This window comes from Stenotrophomonas sp. GD03654 (genome assembly GCF_029845105.1).
In the GTDB taxonomy this organism is placed as follows: Bacteria; Pseudomonadota; Gammaproteobacteria; order Xanthomonadales; family Xanthomonadaceae; genus Stenotrophomonas; species Stenotrophomonas africana.
In genome coordinates, this window is record NZ_JAOCLC010000012.1 from 60,496 (window position 1) to 75,451 (window position 14,956).

The following is a 14,956-nucleotide window of genomic DNA, read 5'->3' on the forward strand; positions in this document are numbered from 1 at the left end:
ACGCCATGTACATGCTCGAAATGCGTTCGGTCGCCAAAGTCTTCCGCACCGAACAAGTGGAAACCCACGCACTGCGCTCGCTGGAACTGCAGGTCAAGGAAGGTGAGTTCGTTGCCGTCACCGGCCCGTCAGGCTCTGGCAAAACCACCTTCCTCAACATCGCCGGCCTGCTGGAAACCTTCACCAGCGGCACCTACATGCTCGACGGCCAGGACGTGAGCACGCTGGGCGACGACGCCCGCAGCCGCCTGCGCAACCAGAAGATCGGCTTCATCTTCCAGGGCTTCAACCTGATCCCCGACCTGAACCTGTTCGACAACGTGGACGTGCCGCTGCGCTATCGGAAGATGAGCGCCAACGAGCGCCGCGAACGTATCGAGAAGGCGCTGAGTCAGGTCGGCCTCGGCTCACGCATGAAGCACTACCCGAATGAACTGTCCGGTGGCCAGCAGCAGCGCGCGGCCATCGCGCGTGCCCTGGCCGGCAGCCCGCGCCTGCTGCTGGCCGACGAACCGACCGGCAACCTGGACACGCAGATGGCCCGCGGCGTGATGGAACTGCTGGAGGAGATCAATGCCGCCGGCACCACCATCGTGATGGTCACCCACGACCCGGAACTGGCCGCGCGAGCGCAGCGCAACGTGCACATCGTCGATGGCCAGGTGACCGACCTGGTGCGCGAGCCGGTGCTGGCCACCCCGCCGCGCCACATCGTCGCCGTCAACGAGTGAGGGCACGACCATGTTCGCCTACTACGCTCGACTGGCGGTGCGCAGCTTCCGCCGCAACAAGGTCCTGACCGCGCTGATGGTGGTGGCCATCGCGCTCGGCATCGGTGCCTCGATGACCACCCTGACCGTGTTCCACGTCCTGTCCGGCAACCCCATTCCGGACAAGAGCGAGCGCCTGTTCTACGCGCAGATCGACCCGCGGCCCCGCAACGGCTTCGGCCTTGAGGAGGAACCGGAAGAGCAGATGACGCGCTATGACGCCGAAGCCCTGCTGCGCGAAGCGAAAGCCGAGCGCCAGGTGATGATGACTGCCGGTGATGCAACGATCGAACCGGATAACAGTACGCTCAAGCCGTTCTCCATCGACACCCGCTGGACCTCGGCCGACTTCTTCCCGATGTTCAACGTGCCCATGCAGTACGGGCGGCCGTGGACCCGCGAGGACGACAACGGGCGGGCCCGCGTGGCCGTCATCTCCAAGGCGCTCAACGAGAAGCTGTTCCAGGGCGCGAACAGTGTCGGTCGCGAAATCCGGCTTGAGGGCAATGCGCTGCGCATCGTCGGCGTCATGAAGGCCTGGAACCCGGAGCCGCACTTCTTCGACCTCACCACCGGCGCGTTCGGCAAGGAAGAGGATCTGCTGGCGCCGATCTCCACCTCGTTCGATCTCCAGCTGGGCAGCAATGGCAACATGAACTGCTTCGGCGAAAATCCCGACGGCGCCAACAGCTACTCCGTCAACGCGCCCTGCGCCTACCTGCAGTACTGGGCAGAGATGGATCCGTCCAAGGCCGGCGACTACCGGCGCTATCTGGAGAACTACTCCAGCCTGCAGCGCCAGGCCGGCCGCTTCGAACGCCCGGTCAACGTGCGCCTGCGCAACGTGATGGAGTGGCTGGACTTCAAGGGCGCGGTACCCAGCGACGTGCGGCTGCAGCTGTGGCTGGCCCTGGGCTTCCTGGGGGTCTGCCTGGTCAACACGGTCGGCCTGCTGCTGGCCAAGTTCCTGCGCCGCAGCGGCGAGATCGGTGTGCGCCGCGCGCTGGGCGCCAGCCGCGGCCAGATCTTCCTGCAGTGCCTGGTCGAAGCCGGTGCCGTGGGTGTGGTCGGCGGCGTGCTCGGCATCGGACTGGCCCTGCTGGGGCTGTACGCGGTCCGCCAGCAGCCCGTCAGCTACGCACAGCTGGCCCACCTGGACGGCAGCATGCTGCTGCTTGCGCTGGGCCTGACCCTGCTCGCCAGCCTCGCCGCCGGCTTCCTGCCCGCCTGGCGCGCGATGCAGGTCACTCCCGCCATCCAGCTCAAGTCGCAGTAAGCACGAGAACGAGGACCTCCCATGGACATCCGCCCCATCCTCAGCACCCTGCGCCGGCATAAGACCGCTGCCGCGCTGATCGTGCTTGAAATCGCCCTGACCTGCGCCATCGTCTGCAATGCCCTGTTCCTGGTCAGCCAGCGCGTGGAGCGCATCAGCCGGACCAGCGGCATGGCCGAAAACGAGCTGGTCCTGGTCCGCGTGACCGGCGTCGGCAAGCAGACCGATGCCGCCGCCCGCACCCGCGAAGACCTGGCATCGCTGCGCGCCATCCCCGGGGTCACCGCGGTCAGCGTGATCAACCAGGTGCCGTTCCGCAACAGTTCGTCCAACACCAGCATCTCGCGCGAAATGAACCAGGAACGGCCGACGGCCAGCGTCGGCATGTACACCTTCTCCGAAGACGCGTTGCGGACGCTGGGCCTCAACCTGGTTGCCGGCCGCGACTTCCAGCCGGCCGAGTACTTCGACTTCGACAACCTGAGCAAGGCCAACGGCACGCCGGTGATCCTCAGCCAGGCCGCCGCGCACAAGATGGCGCCGGACGGCAATGCGCTGGGCAAGACGTACTACATGGGCAAGCAGACGGTGAACGTGATCGGCATCGTCGATACGCTGGCCACGCCCAATGGCTGGGGCAACAACTGGGATGACACCATGATCATGCCGGTGCGCCGCGTCTTCGGCGATGGCATCTACATGCTGCGCACCGATCCTGCGCGCCGCGATGAGGTGCTCAAGGCCGCACTGTCCGCTCTGGAGCGCAACGATCCCAACCGCCTGATCCGCGAGAAGCAGTCGTTCACCGACCAGCGCGAGGACTTCTTCAAGAACGACCGTGCAATGGTCGGCCTGCTGATCACCGTCTGCGTGGCGCTGCTGGTGGTCACTGCGCTCGGCATCGTCGGGCTGGCCAGCTTCTGGGTGCAGCAGCGCAGCAAGCAGATCGGCATCCGCCGCGCACTCGGTGCCACCCGTGGCCAGATCCTGCGCTACTTCCAGACCGAGAACTTCCTGCTGGCAACGCTGGGCATCGTGCTGGGCATGCTGGCCGCCTACGCGATCAACCTGGCACTGATGAACCTGTACGAGCTGCCGCGCATGCCGCTGCTGTACCTGCCGCTGGGCGCCCTGCTGCTGTGGACGCTGGGCCAGGTCGCGGTGTTCGGCCCGGCGCGCCGCGCTGCGGCGGTCCCCCCCGCAGTCGCCACGCGCGGAGCCTGAGATGCGCACACGGCTGATGACTCTGCTGATGCTCCTGCCACTGCCGGCACTTGCCGGCGGTGGCAGCGCAAGCAGCCTGCAGTGGCAGCAGGGCGAGGCCCGGCTGGCGCTGCACTCGACCGAAGGGCAGATCCAGGTGGAGGCCGCGCGCCCGGAGGGCCGATTCGGTGTCCGCCGCGGGGACCGCATCCTGCGGGTAGATGACACGCCCGTGTACCAGATCGACCACCTGTCCCGGGCCCTGATCGATTCCCCCGCCGCGCGGGCCTACCTGCTGCTGCGGCGGGAGCGACGGCTGGTGAGCGTGGCGGTGGATGCGGACGCCTGGCGCCAGGCGCTGGATGCTCCGCCGCCGCCTCCTCCGCCCCGCCCCTGAGAAGCGGCAACGCCTGCATGGCCACGGCTTTGGCTATGCTTGATGGGTGGCGCCGGGCTCTCCCGGTACGTGGACACGAACGGCTCCATCGGCGCCGCCCATCCCTTTCTGCAGAACCATTTGATGCCTGCAATCCTGATCATCGACGACAACGCCAGTGTGGGCACCGCACTGGACGTGCTGTTCTCCCTGCACGACATCGACACCCTGCAGGCGCAGAGTCCGTCCGAAGGGCTGGCCCTGCTCGAGTCGCAGCCGGTCGACCTGGTGATCCAGGACATGAACTTCAGCGAAGACACCACCTCCGGTGAGGAAGGCGAGGCCCTGTTCGCGCAGATCCGCGCGCGCCATCCCGATCTGCCGGTGATCCTGCTGACGGCCTGGACCCACCTCAGCAGCGCGGTGGATCTGGTCAAGGCCGGCGCGGCCGACTACCTGGCCAAGCCGTGGGACGATCGCAAGCTGATGACCACGGTCAACAACCTGCTGGAACTGTCCGAGGCGCGCCGCGAACTGGACCGGCGCCGCAGCCGTGAACTACGCCAGCGCAACGCGCTGGAAGAGAAGTACAACCTGTGCGGCGCGGTTTTCGCCGACCCCGCCAGCGAGCGCGTGATCGCCCTGGCCTGCCAGGTCGCACGCTCGGAACTGCCGGTACTGATCACCGGCCCCAATGGTGCCGGCAAGGAAAAGATCGCGCAGATCATCCAGGCCAACTCGCTGGTGGCCAAGGGTCCGTTCATCACGGTCAACTGCGGTGCACTGCCGTCGGAGCTGATCGAAGCCGAACTGTTCGGTGCCGAGGCCGGTGCGTACACCGGCGCCAACAAGGCGCGCGAAGGCAAGTTCGAGGCCGCCGATGGTGGCACCCTGTTCCTGGATGAGATCGGCAACCTGTCGCTGGGCGGGCAGATGAAACTGCTGCGCGTGTTGGAAACCGGCCGCTTTGAGCGCCTGGGTTCCAACCGCGAGCGCCAGGTCAAGGTGCGCGTGGTCAGCGCGACCAACGCTGACCTGCCGGCCATGATCCGCGACGGCACCTTCCGCGAAGACCTCTATTACCGCCTCAACACGGTGGAACTGGTGCTGCCGCCGCTGGCCGAACGTCCGGGTGACATCGTGCCGCTGGCCGAGCGCTTCCTGACCGCGGGCAAGCCCCTGTCCAGCGCCGCCACCGCGGCCCTGCAACGGCACTCCTGGCCGGGTAACGTGCGGGAGCTGCGCAACGTGATCCAGCGCGCCGAGCTGCTGGCCACCGGCAACCGCATCGAAGTGGCCGATCTCAACCTGCCGCGCGCAGCCGTCGCACCACGACCGGCACCCAGCGCAGGCAATGACCCTGACCGCGCACGCATCGAGGATGTGCTGGCGCGCAACCATGGCGTCATCGCCCAGGCTGCCGCCGAGCTCGGCCTGAGCCGTCAGGCGCTGTACCGGCGTATGGACCGCCACGGTATTCCACGCGAATGAAGCGGCGCTCCTTCACTTTCCGCCTGTTCCTGCGCCTGCTGCCGGTGCTGGCACTGGCTGCGGCACTGCCGTGGCTGCTGGCCTACTGGATGGACCATGGTTGGGTGGTGACCACGGTATCGGCGCTGATCCTGCTGTCACTGATGTGGTGGACCCTGCGTCGGGCTACCGCCCCGGTGCGGTCACTGATGCGGGCCCTGGCGGGCACCACCAGCAGCTATCGCGACGGCGAATACAACTTCGGCGTGCACTGGCCCGGCAATGACGAGCTCGGCGACCTGGTGCAGGCACACCGCGAACTGGGTGATGTACTGCGTGAGCAGCGGCAGGGCCTGGTGCAACGTGAGCTGCTGCTGGACACCATGGTGCAGAACACGCCGGTTGCGATGCTGTTGATCGCCTCCGGCGGTGATGGCATCGCCCGCGTGGTGTTCTCCAACCTGGCTGCGCGCAAGCTCCTGCACGGCGGCTGGAAGCTGGAAGGCCAGCGCCTGGAAGACGTGCTGGAACAGGTGCCGGTGGAACTGCGCGATGCCATCGCCCGGGGCGGTGACAGCCTGTTCGCGGTGCATGCGGAAGGCGAAGACGGCGATGAGGATGACGAGCAGGTCTACCACCTGTCGCGCCGCGCGTTCCAGCTCAATGGCCGCCCGCACGACCTGCTGCTGGTGCGCCTGCTGACCGCCGAACTGCGCCGCCAGGAAGTGCAGACCTGGAAGAAGGTGATCCGGGTGATCAGCCACGAGCTCAACAATTCGCTGGCACCGATCGCATCACTGGCGCATTCCGGTGGCGTGCTGGTGCAGCGCGAGCGCTTCGACAGGCTGCCGGAGATATTCACCACCATTGAAGACCGCGCGCGCCATCTGGAAGGCTTCATCCGCGGCTACGCACGCTTTGCCAAGCTGCCGCAGCCGCAGCTGCAGACCGTGCACTGGGCACCGTTCCTGTCCAGCCTGCGCCAGCAGATCCCGTTCACCATGGATCGCGAACCGGACGAGGAGCTGAGCAGCCGCATCGACATCGCGCAGTTCGGGCAGGCGTTGTTGAATCTTCTGAAGAACGCGCATGAAGCCTGCGCCGACGCTGATCCGCCCAACGATGACGTACAGGTGCACCTCACGCGGCTGCCGCAGTGGCTGCGCCTGGACGTACTTGACCGCGGCAAGGGCATGAACGAGCAGGTGCTGCAGAACGCACTGATGCCGTTCTATTCGACCAAGCGCAATGGAACTGGATTGGGTTTGGCGCTGACCCGCGAGATCGTGGAAGCGCACGGTGGGCGGGTGTCGTTGCAGAACCGCGGCGATGGCGGGTTGTGCGTGTCGATCCTGCTGCCGGTGGGTTGAGCCGGCCCAGCGAATGGATCCACGCCATGCGTGGATGTGCCGACCAAGGTCGGCACCTACCAGACCTGCCGCATCGCCACGCGCAGATGCATTGGAAATCCCAGCGCGGCTTCTTCAGCCATCACCGCGCGCAGGCCATCGCTCCACTGCGCCTCGGGCACTACCTCGAACCCTTCGCTGGCATAGAAGGCCGCATTCCACGGCACGTCGGACAACGTGGTCAGCACAGCCGAGCGATAGCCTTCCGCCCGGGCCTGTTCCAATGCATGGCGCAACAACGTGCGCCCATGACCCTGCCGCGCGTGAGCAGGATCCACATCCATCTGCAGCACGTGGAACTCACCTGCCAGTTCGCCGGCAAGCAGATAGCCGGCGATGCCACCGTCAGCCGCATCCACCACCCACAACTGTCCACGCTGAAGGCCGTCCTGCAGCGTCGGCAGGTCCAGGCCGTGGCCGGCAAACACCGGGCAGGCTTCGTGGCCCTTCAGCAGCTCACCGGCACGCCGTTCGATCTCCGGCAGCACGCCGAGCTCGTCGGCGCACGGGAGACGGGGCTCAGGACTTCTTGACCGGGCGCTTCCAGCCATCGATGGTTTCCTGTCGTGCACGAGCCAGTGTCAACTTGCCGTCCGGTGCGGTTCGGGTGATGACCGAGCCGGCGGCGATGGTCGCACCCTCGCCGATCGTCAGCGGCGCAACCAGCGAACTGTTGGAGCCGATGAACGCGTTGTCGCCGATGGTGGTGGTCGACTTGTTCACACCGTCGTAGTTGCAGGTAATGGTGCCGGCACCGATGTTCACCTTGCTGCCGATCACGGCATCGCCGAGATAGGTCAGGTGATTGGCCTTGCTGCCCACGCCCAGCGTCACCTTCTTGGTTTCGACGAAGTTGCCGACATGCACGCCATCGGCGAGCACGGTACCCGGGCGCAGCCGCGCGAACGGGCCGATCTGCGCCGCACCTTCGGTGACCACACCTTCCAGATCGCAGTGCGCGCGCACTTCGGTGCCAGGACCAAGATTGACGTCCTTCAGGCGGTTGAACGGACCGACGGTCACGCCATCGCCCAGCACGACGTTGCCTTCCAGCACCACGTCGACATCGATCAGCACGTCGCTGCCCACGGTGACAATGCCGCGGATGTCCAGCCGTGCCGGGTCGCGCACGCGCGCGCCCTGTGCGCACAGCGCACGCACCGCCCGGCGCTGCCAGGCACGCTCCAGCTGCGACAGCTGCCACGGATCATTCGCTCCCTCGGCCTCCTGCGCATCGGCCACCAGCGCCATTTCGGCCGGAGTGTACTCATGCGCGGCAAACGCGAACACGTCGGTCAGGTAGTACTCGCCCTGTGCATTGCTGTTGGACAGCTGCGACAGCCAGCGCCGCAGCGCGGTCGACTCGGCGGCGATGATGCCGGTGTTGATCGTGCGCACGCGCAGCTGGTCGTCGGTGGCGTCCTTCTGCTCGACGATCGAACCCACCCTGCCCTCTGCATCGCGCAGTACGCGGCCGTAGCCGGTCGGGTCATCGACGTCGGCGACCAGCACCGCCAACCGTCCCGGCTGCGCCAGCAGGTCGCGCAGGGTCTGCGCGCGGATCAGCGGCACATCGCCGTACAGCACCAGTACCTGTGCGGCATCCGGCACCTGCGGCATCGCCTGGGCCACCGCATGGCCGGTACCCAGCTGCTGCGCCTGTTCAGCCCATTGCAGATCGGGCTGGTCAGCGAAGTACTGACGCACCACCTCGCCACCATGGCCGTAGACCACGTGGATAGCAGCCGGCTGCAGCTCGCGGGCCGTATCGATCACGTGCGCGAGCATCGGTTGGCCGGCAATCGGCTGCATCACCTTCGGCAGCACCGACTTCATGCGCTTGCCAGCGCCGGCGGCGAGGATGATGACGTGCAGGGCTTGGGTCATGGGAACGGCAGTCCGTGGTTCGTTGCCGATGATTCTAGAGTGTGGGCCGTTAACATGGGCATCTCTCTTCTTTCACCATGCCGATGAGCCTCGTCCGCCAGGGAAGCGCCTACCTCGTGATCGGGCTCGTGCAGCTGCTGGTCGATTGGCTGGTGTTCGTGGTCGCCACCGCGCTGGGCATGCCGGTAGCGCCGGCCAACATCGCCGGTCGCCTGGCCGGCATGCTGCTGGGCTTCTGGCTCAACGGCCGTTACACCTTTGCCGAGGCCGGCACCCGCAAGCTGGGATGGAAGCGCTTTGCACGCTTCTTCGGGCTGTGGCTGCTGCTGACCGCGGCGAGCACGCTGCTGGTCAGTCTGGTCGACCAGGCGCTGGGCCTGCAGTACACGTGGCTGGCCAAGCCGCTGGTGGAGGGCGGGCTGGCCTGCGTGTCGTTCCTGTTGATGCGCTACGTGGTGTATCGCTGAGACGGCACCAGGATCGGGATCGGGATCGGGATCGGGATCGGGATCGGTAGAGTCGACTCGACCCCGTCGGCTCTACCCAATCGGGCCTGCCCCGCTCCAAACAAAAACGCCGGCACGGGGCCGGCGTTCTCGTGGGTGCAGCGCGAACCTCAGTGCTTGAGGTTCTTGCGCAGGCGCTCCAGCGCCTGCAGCTGGACGACGGCTTCGGCCAGCTTCTGCTGGGCTTCGGCCACTTCCATCGCTTCGCCGCGGTTGGCCAGGATGCGCTCGGCTTCTTCCTTGGCCTTGCGGACCGAGGCTTCGTCGATGTCCTGCGCGCGGATCGCGGTGTCGGCCAGCACGGTCACCACCTGCGGCTGCACTTCCAGGATGCCGCCGGAAATGGCGAAATCCAGCTGCTCGCCGTTCGGCGTGGTCACCACCACCTTGCCCGGCTTCAGGCGGGTGATCAGCGGCGCGTGCTTGGGCGCGATGCCCAGTTCGCCCAGCTCACCGGTGGCCACGACCAGGGTCGCTTCGCCACGGAAGATTTCCTGCTCGGCGCTGACGATGTCGCAACGGATCGTGCTCATGCAAATCTCTTCGCTGTTCGCGGCGGCGCAATGCCACCGTGGGGGTCCACCGGCGCGGGCGGTTGCCCGGCACCGGCGTCAGGTCGGGCAGGATCGCTCCCGCCCGTCCCGGATCAGGCCTTCTCGGCCATCTTCTTGGCCTTCTCGACCGCTTCTTCGATGCCGCCGACCATGTAGAACGCCTGCTCCGGCAGGTGGTCGTACTCGCCATCGACGATGGCCTTGAAGCCACGGATGGTGTCCTTCAGCGGCACGTACTTGCCCGGCGAACCGGTGAACACTTCAGCCACGTGGAACGGCTGGCTGAAGAAGCGCTCGATCTTACGGGCGCGCGACACGGCCTGCTTGTCCTCTTCGGACAGCTCGTCCATGCCCAGGATCGCGATGATGTCCTTCAGTTCCTTGTACTTCTGCAGGGTCTGCTGGACGCGCTGGGCGGTGTCGTAGTGCTCGTGGCCGATGACCAGCGGGTCCATCTGGCGGCTGGTGGAGTCCAGCGGATCGACGGCCGGGTAGATACCCAGCGAGGCGATCGAACGCGACAGGGTGACGGTCGAGTCCAGGTGGGCGAAGGTGGTCGCCGGCGACGGGTCGGTCAGGTCGTCCGCGGGAACGTAGACGGCCTGGATCGAGGTGATCGAACCGTTCTTGGTCGAGGTGATGCGCTCCTGCAGGACGCCCATTTCCTCGGCCAGGGTCGGCTGGTAACCCACGGCGGACGGCATACGGCCCAGCAGTGCCGACACTTCGGTACCGGCCAGGGTGTAGCGGTAGATGTTGTCGACGAACAACAGGACGTCCTTACCCTTGCCGTTTTCGTCCTTCTCGTCGCGGAAGTACTCGGCCATGGTCAGGCCGGTCAGGGCGACGCGCAGACGGTTGCCCGGCGGCTCGTTCATCTGGCCGTACACCATCGCCACCTTGTCGAGGACGTTGGAGTCCTTCATTTCGTGGTAGAAGTCGTTGCCCTCACGGGTACGCTCACCCACGCCGGCGAACACGGACAGACCGCTGTGCGCCTTGGCGATGTTGTTGATCAGTTCCATCATGTTGACGGTCTTGCCGACGCCGGCGCCGCCGAACAGGCCGACCTTGCCGCCCTTGGCGAACGGGCACATCAGGTCGATGACCTTGATGCCGGTTTCCAGCAGCTCGGTGGCCGGGGACTGGTCTTCGTACGACGGGGCCGCACGGTGGATTTCCCAGCTGTCGCTGGCGGCCACCGGGCCGGCTTCGTCGATCGGACGGCCGAGCACGTCCATGATGCGGCCCAGGGTGCCAGCGCCGACCGGCACGGAGATGCCGCGGTTGGTGTTGGTGGCAACCAGGTTGCGCTTCAGGCCGTCGGTGGAACCGAGGGCGATGGTGCGCACCACGCCGTCGCCCAGCTGCTGCTGGACTTCGAGGGTGATTTCGGTGTTGTCGACCTTCAGTGCGTCGTACACCTTCGGCACCGACTCACGCGGGAATTCGACGTCGACGACCGCGCCGATGATCTGAACGATCTTGCCCTGACTCATTGCTGCATCCTCTAAATGTGTGCTTTGAACGAACGCGGTCAGACTGCTGCCGCGCCGCCGACGATTTCGGAGATTTCCTGGGTGATCGCTGCCTGGCGCGCCTTGTTGTAGACGAGCTGCAGTTCGCCGATCAGCTTGTTGGCGTTGTCGCTCGCCGCCTTCATCGCGACCATGCGTGCGGCATGCTCGGAGGCGACGTTTTCCAGCAGTGCCTGGTACACCAGCGACTCGATGTAACGCGTCATCACGTGCTCGAGCACGGTCGCGGCATCGGGTTCGTACAGGTAATCCCAGTCGTGGTGAGCGACCTGCTTCTCAGCCGGCGGCAGCGGCAGCAGCTGATCGAAGCTGGCCTTCTGCGTCATGGTGTTCACGAAGCGGTTGTAGACCAGGTACACGCGGTCGACCTTGCCTTCGGTGAAGGCGTCGAGCATGACCTTGATCACACCGATCAGCGATTCCAGCTTCGGCACGTCGCCGATGTGGGTCACGCTGCCGACCATGTTGACCTTCACGCGGCGGAAGAAGGTCGATGCCTTCTGGCCGATGGTCACCAGGTCCACTTCCGCACCCTTGTCCTGCCATGTCTTGGCTTCGCCCAGCATCCGGCGGAACAGGTTGTTGTTCAGGCCGCCGGCCAGGCCGCGATCGGAGGAGATCACGATGAAGCCGACCCGCTTGACCTGCTCACGCTCGACCAGGAACGGATGCTGGTAGTCGGTGCTGGCCTGGGCCAGGTGACCGATCACCTGCTTCATCGCCTGCGCGTACGGACGCGAGGTCTTCATCCGATCCTGCGCCTTGCGGATCTTGGAGGCCGAGACCATTTCCAGGGCGCGCGTCACCTTGCGGGTGTTCTGCACGCTCTTGATCTTGGTTTTGATTTCGCGTCCGCTTGCCATCTCTTGTTTCCCGTGGCGCGGGGCTGATGCCCCGCGTTGTTCAACCGTTTGTCATCTGGTCCAGCGGAGCCAGCGGCTCCGCTCTACAGGACCGCGATTACCAGCTGCCGGTGGTCTTGAACTCGGCGATGCCCTTCTTGAAGGCACCTTCGATGTCGTTGTCCCAACCGCCGGTGGCGTTGACCTTGCTGATCAGCTCGCCCTGGGTGTTGGCGAAGTGGGCGTGCAGGCCTTCTTCAAACGCCAGCAGCTTGTTGACCGGCACGTCGTCGAGGTAACCCTCGTTGACGGCGTAGATCGACAGCGCCTGGTTGGCGATCGACATCGGCGCGTACTGCTTCTGCTTCATCAGCTCGGTGACGCGCTGGCCGCGCTCCAGCTGCTTGCGGGTCGCTTCGTCCAGGTCCGAGGCGAACTGCGCGAACGCAGCCAGCTCGCGGTACTGGGCCAGCGAGATACGGATGCCGCCGGACAGCTTCTTGATGATCTTGGTCTGGGCCGAGCCACCGACGCGCGACACCGAGATACCGGCGTTGACGGCCGGGCGGATGCCGGCGTTGAACAGGTCGGTTTCCAGGAAGATCTGGCCGTCGGTGATCGAGATCACGTTGGTCGGAACGAAGGCGGACACGTCGCCGGCCTGGGTTTCGATGATCGGCAGCGCGGTCAGCGAACCGGTCTTGCCGGTGACCTTGCCTTCGGTGAACTTCTCGACGTATTCCTCGGACACGCGGGCAGCGCGCTCGAGCAGACGGGAGTGCAGGTAGAACACGTCACCCGGGTAGGCTTCACGGCCCGGCGGGCGCTTCAGCAGCAGCGAGATCTGGCGGTAGGCAACGGCCTGCTTGGACAGATCGTCGTACACGATCAGCGCGTCTTCGCCGCGGTCCATGAAGTACTCACCCATGGTGCAGCCCGAGTAGGCGCTGATGTACTGCATGGCTGCCGATTCGGAAGCGGTCGCGGCCACCACGATGGTGTGGGCCAGCGCGCCGTTCTCTTCCAGCTTGCGCACGATGTTGGCGATGGTCGAAGCCTTCTGGCCGATCGCAACGTACACGCACTTGATGCCGGTGCCCTTCTGGTTGATCACCGCATCGATCGCCATCGCGGTCTTGCCGGTCTGGCGGTCACCGATGATCAGCTCGCGCTGGCCACGGCCGATCGGGATCATCGAGTCGACCGACTTGTAACCGGTCTGCACCGGCTGGTCGACCGACTTGCGCCAGATCACGCCCGGAGCAACGCGCTCCACCGGAGCGGTCAGGTCGGTACCCAGCGGGCCCTTGCCGTCGATCGGCTCGCCCAGTGCGTTCACGACGCGGCCCAGCAGTTCCGGACCGACCGGCACTTCCAGGATGCGGCCGGTGGTCTTGGCGACGTCGCCTTCGCGCAGGTTCTCGTAGTCACCCAGGACCACGGCGCCGACCGAGTCGCGCTCCAGGTTCAGGGCCAGGGCGAAGGTGTTGTTCGGCAGTTCGATCATTTCGCCCTGCATCACGTCGGCCAGACCGAAGATGCGCACGATGCCGTCGGACACGCTGGTCACGGTGCCTTCGTTGCGCGATTCCGCGGCCAGCTTGACCTTCTCGATGCGGTTCTTGATCAGTTCGCTGATTTCGGAGGGGTTGAGCGTGGTTGCCATCGTCAAGTCCTAGTGCCGGCAGCGGGGCCGGACGTTAAATGAATTCAGTTAGCGAGCGCGGTCTGCAGACGGGCCAGCTTGCCCTTCAGCGAACCATCGATGACCACGTCGCCGGCGTCGATCACGGCGCCGCCGATCAGCGAAGCATCGACCGCGGTGGTCACTTCGACCTCGCGGTTGAAGCGCTTGCGCAGCGCAACCTTGATCGCGTCCAGCTCTCCGGCCGACAACTCGGAAGCCGAGGTCACCGTGGCCTTGACCACGTGCTCGGCTTCGGCGCGCAGGGCGTCGAACATGCCGGAGATTTCCGGCAGCAGCGGCAGACGATGCGATTCGGCCAGGATGGCCAGGAAGCGCGAGTAGGTCTCGCCGTGGGACACCGGCGCCAGCAGGGCGACGGCGTCGTCACGGCCCAGCTCCGGGTTGGCGAGCAGGGCCGCCACGCGCGGATCGGCGGCGACGTGGGCGGAGAACGCCAGGGCGTCCGACCACGGCGCGAACGCGCCTTCGTCGCGCGCGGTCGCGAACGCGGCGCGGGCGTACGGGCGGGCAAGCGTGAGGGCCTGGCTCATCCTTAGATCTCCGAGGCCAGCTCGTCGAGCAGCGCCTTGTGGGCGTTGGCGTCGATTTCGCGCTTGAGCAGCTTTTCGGCACCGGTCACGGCCAGCGCGGACACCTGCTTGCGCAGATCTTCACGGGCACGGTTGGCGGCGGCGTCGATTTCAGCCTGGGCCAGTTCCTTCTGACGGGTGGCTTCGGTGATCGCTTCGTTGCGTGCAGCATCGACGATCTGGTTGGCACGCGCGTGGGCCTGATCGATGATCTCGTTGGCCTTGGTGCGTGCTTCCTTCAACGCTTCGTTGACCTTCTCCTGCGCCTGGGCCAGATCTTTCTGGCTGCGGTCGGCAGCAGCGAGGCCTTCAGCAATCTTCTGCTGGCGCTCTTCGATCGCGTTCATCAGCGGCGGCCAGATCTTGGTCGCGATGATCCAGATCAGACCAGCGAAGGCGAGCGCCTGCGCAAGAAGGGTGAAATTGATATTCATGGTTAGCTCGATCGCTGGTTTCGGGGTGGACGTGCCGCCGAAGCGGCACATCCGGCCTTCATCCGAAACCGGGTGCATCAGCACCCGGTCGTCTCAAACCGCTGTATCAGCCGGCCAGAGCCTTGGTGACGGCGCCAGCAAAGGCAGCCGACAGCGGGTTGGCGAAGGCCAGCAGCAGGCCGACAGCGACCGAGATGATGAACGCGGCGTCGATCAGGCCAGCGGTGATGAACATGCGGACCTGCAGGACCGGGATCAGTTCCGGCTGGCGGGCGGCCGACTCCAGGAACTTACCAGCCATGATGGCCAGACCCAGACCGGCGCCCAGCGCGGCCAGGCCGATCATGATGCCGACGGCAAGGGCGGTGGAGCTCTGAATCTGCGCGAAGTTGGTCAGGACGGCGAAGTACATGG

At 65.9% G+C, this 14,956-nt stretch carries 16 protein-coding genes; 7 read left to right on the top strand and 9 right to left on the bottom strand.

Annotated elements, in window-relative coordinates:
• Positions 1–5 precede the first annotated feature (5 nt).
• The 6 genes from N5J73_RS07100 (at position 6) to N5J73_RS07125 (ending at position 6,465) form a co-directional block, all read left to right on the top strand.
• Positions 6–731: an ABC transporter ATP-binding protein gene (locus tag N5J73_RS07100; protein ID WP_032129038.1), complete on the top strand. Its 726-nt coding sequence runs from the start codon at positions 6–8 to the stop codon at positions 729–731.
• A gap of 10 nt (positions 732–741) precedes the next feature.
• Positions 742–2,046, top strand: a complete 1,305-nt coding sequence (locus N5J73_RS07105) for an ABC transporter permease (RefSeq protein ID WP_049443921.1) — start codon at positions 742–744, stop codon at positions 2,044–2,046.
• 21 nt (positions 2,047–2,067) lie between these two features.
• Positions 2,068–3,270 (top strand): FtsX-like permease family protein, encoded by a 1,203-nt coding sequence (locus N5J73_RS07110; protein ID WP_049443919.1) that lies wholly within the window; start codon positions 2,068–2,070, stop codon positions 3,268–3,270.
• Position 3,271: 1 nt separating this feature from the next.
• The gene (locus N5J73_RS07115) at positions 3,272–3,646 is read left to right on the top strand and encodes a PDZ domain-containing protein (protein ID WP_049451447.1); all 375 of its coding nucleotides are present in this window, start codon (positions 3,272–3,274) and stop codon (positions 3,644–3,646) included.
• Between the two features lie 123 nt (positions 3,647–3,769).
• Positions 3,770–5,116: a sigma-54 dependent transcriptional regulator gene (locus N5J73_RS07120; protein WP_049445068.1), complete on the top strand. Its 1,347-nt coding sequence runs from the start codon at positions 3,770–3,772 to the stop codon at positions 5,114–5,116.
• On the top strand, positions 5,113–6,465 hold the full coding sequence (locus N5J73_RS07125) for a HAMP domain-containing sensor histidine kinase (RefSeq protein ID WP_049445065.1): 1,353 nt from the start codon (positions 5,113–5,115) through the stop codon (positions 6,463–6,465). Before N5J73_RS07120 ends, N5J73_RS07125 begins: the two co-directional genes overlap by 4 nt.
• A 56-nt stretch (positions 6,466–6,521) precedes the next feature.
• Here N5J73_RS07125 and N5J73_RS07130 read toward each other — a convergent pair whose 3' ends face one another.
• Together N5J73_RS07130 and glmU are read right to left on the bottom strand one after the other, a co-directional pair.
• On the bottom strand, positions 6,522–7,055 hold the full coding sequence (locus N5J73_RS07130; protein ID WP_049445063.1) for a GNAT family N-acetyltransferase: 534 nt from the start codon (positions 7,053–7,055) through the stop codon (positions 6,522–6,524).
• On the bottom strand, positions 7,024–8,391 hold the full coding sequence (gene glmU / locus N5J73_RS07135) for a bifunctional UDP-N-acetylglucosamine diphosphorylase/glucosamine-1-phosphate N-acetyltransferase GlmU (RefSeq protein WP_049445062.1): 1,368 nt from the start codon (positions 8,389–8,391) through the stop codon (positions 7,024–7,026). The genes N5J73_RS07130 and glmU overlap by 32 nt, the downstream gene beginning before the upstream one ends.
• 83 nt (positions 8,392–8,474) lie before the next feature.
• Between glmU and N5J73_RS07140 the strand changes: the two genes are divergently transcribed.
• A complete protein-coding gene (locus N5J73_RS07140) occupies positions 8,475–8,858 on the top strand; it encodes a GtrA family protein (RefSeq protein WP_049445060.1) in 384 nt (127 codons plus the stop codon).
• A 149-nt stretch (positions 8,859–9,007) separates the two neighbouring features.
• Here N5J73_RS07140 and N5J73_RS07145 read toward each other — a convergent pair whose 3' ends face one another.
• The 7 genes from N5J73_RS07145 to atpE all read right to left on the bottom strand — a co-directional run bounded on the left by N5J73_RS07145 (position 9,008) and on the right by atpE (position 14,954).
• Positions 9,008–9,430 (bottom strand): F0F1 ATP synthase subunit epsilon, encoded by a 423-nt coding sequence (locus N5J73_RS07145; RefSeq protein ID WP_005419509.1) that lies wholly within the window; start codon positions 9,428–9,430, stop codon positions 9,008–9,010.
• A 113-nt stretch (positions 9,431–9,543) separates the two neighbouring features.
• Entirely contained in the window at positions 9,544–10,950 is a 1,407-nt protein-coding gene (gene atpD, locus N5J73_RS07150) for a F0F1 ATP synthase subunit beta (RefSeq protein ID WP_010481327.1), read from the bottom strand.
• 38 nt (positions 10,951–10,988) lie between these two features.
• Positions 10,989–11,852 (bottom strand): F0F1 ATP synthase subunit gamma, encoded by an 864-nt coding sequence (gene atpG, locus N5J73_RS07155; protein WP_049445058.1) that lies wholly within the window; start codon positions 11,850–11,852, stop codon positions 10,989–10,991.
• A gap of 97 nt (positions 11,853–11,949) precedes the next feature.
• A complete protein-coding gene (gene atpA, locus N5J73_RS07160; RefSeq protein WP_014038567.1) occupies positions 11,950–13,497 on the bottom strand; it encodes a F0F1 ATP synthase subunit alpha in 1,548 nt (515 codons plus the stop codon).
• 44 nt (positions 13,498–13,541) lie between these two features.
• Positions 13,542–14,069: a F0F1 ATP synthase subunit delta gene (locus N5J73_RS07165; protein WP_049445057.1), complete on the bottom strand. Its 528-nt coding sequence runs from the start codon at positions 14,067–14,069 to the stop codon at positions 13,542–13,544.
• A 2-nt stretch (positions 14,070–14,071) separates the two neighbouring features.
• Entirely contained in the window at positions 14,072–14,542 is a 471-nt protein-coding gene (locus N5J73_RS07170; protein WP_005419512.1) for a F0F1 ATP synthase subunit B, read from the bottom strand.
• A 106-nt stretch (positions 14,543–14,648) separates the two neighbouring features.
• A complete protein-coding gene (atpE, locus tag N5J73_RS07175; protein WP_005411133.1) occupies positions 14,649–14,954 on the bottom strand; it encodes a F0F1 ATP synthase subunit C in 306 nt (101 codons plus the stop codon).
• Between the last annotated feature and the right edge of the window lie 2 nt (positions 14,955–14,956).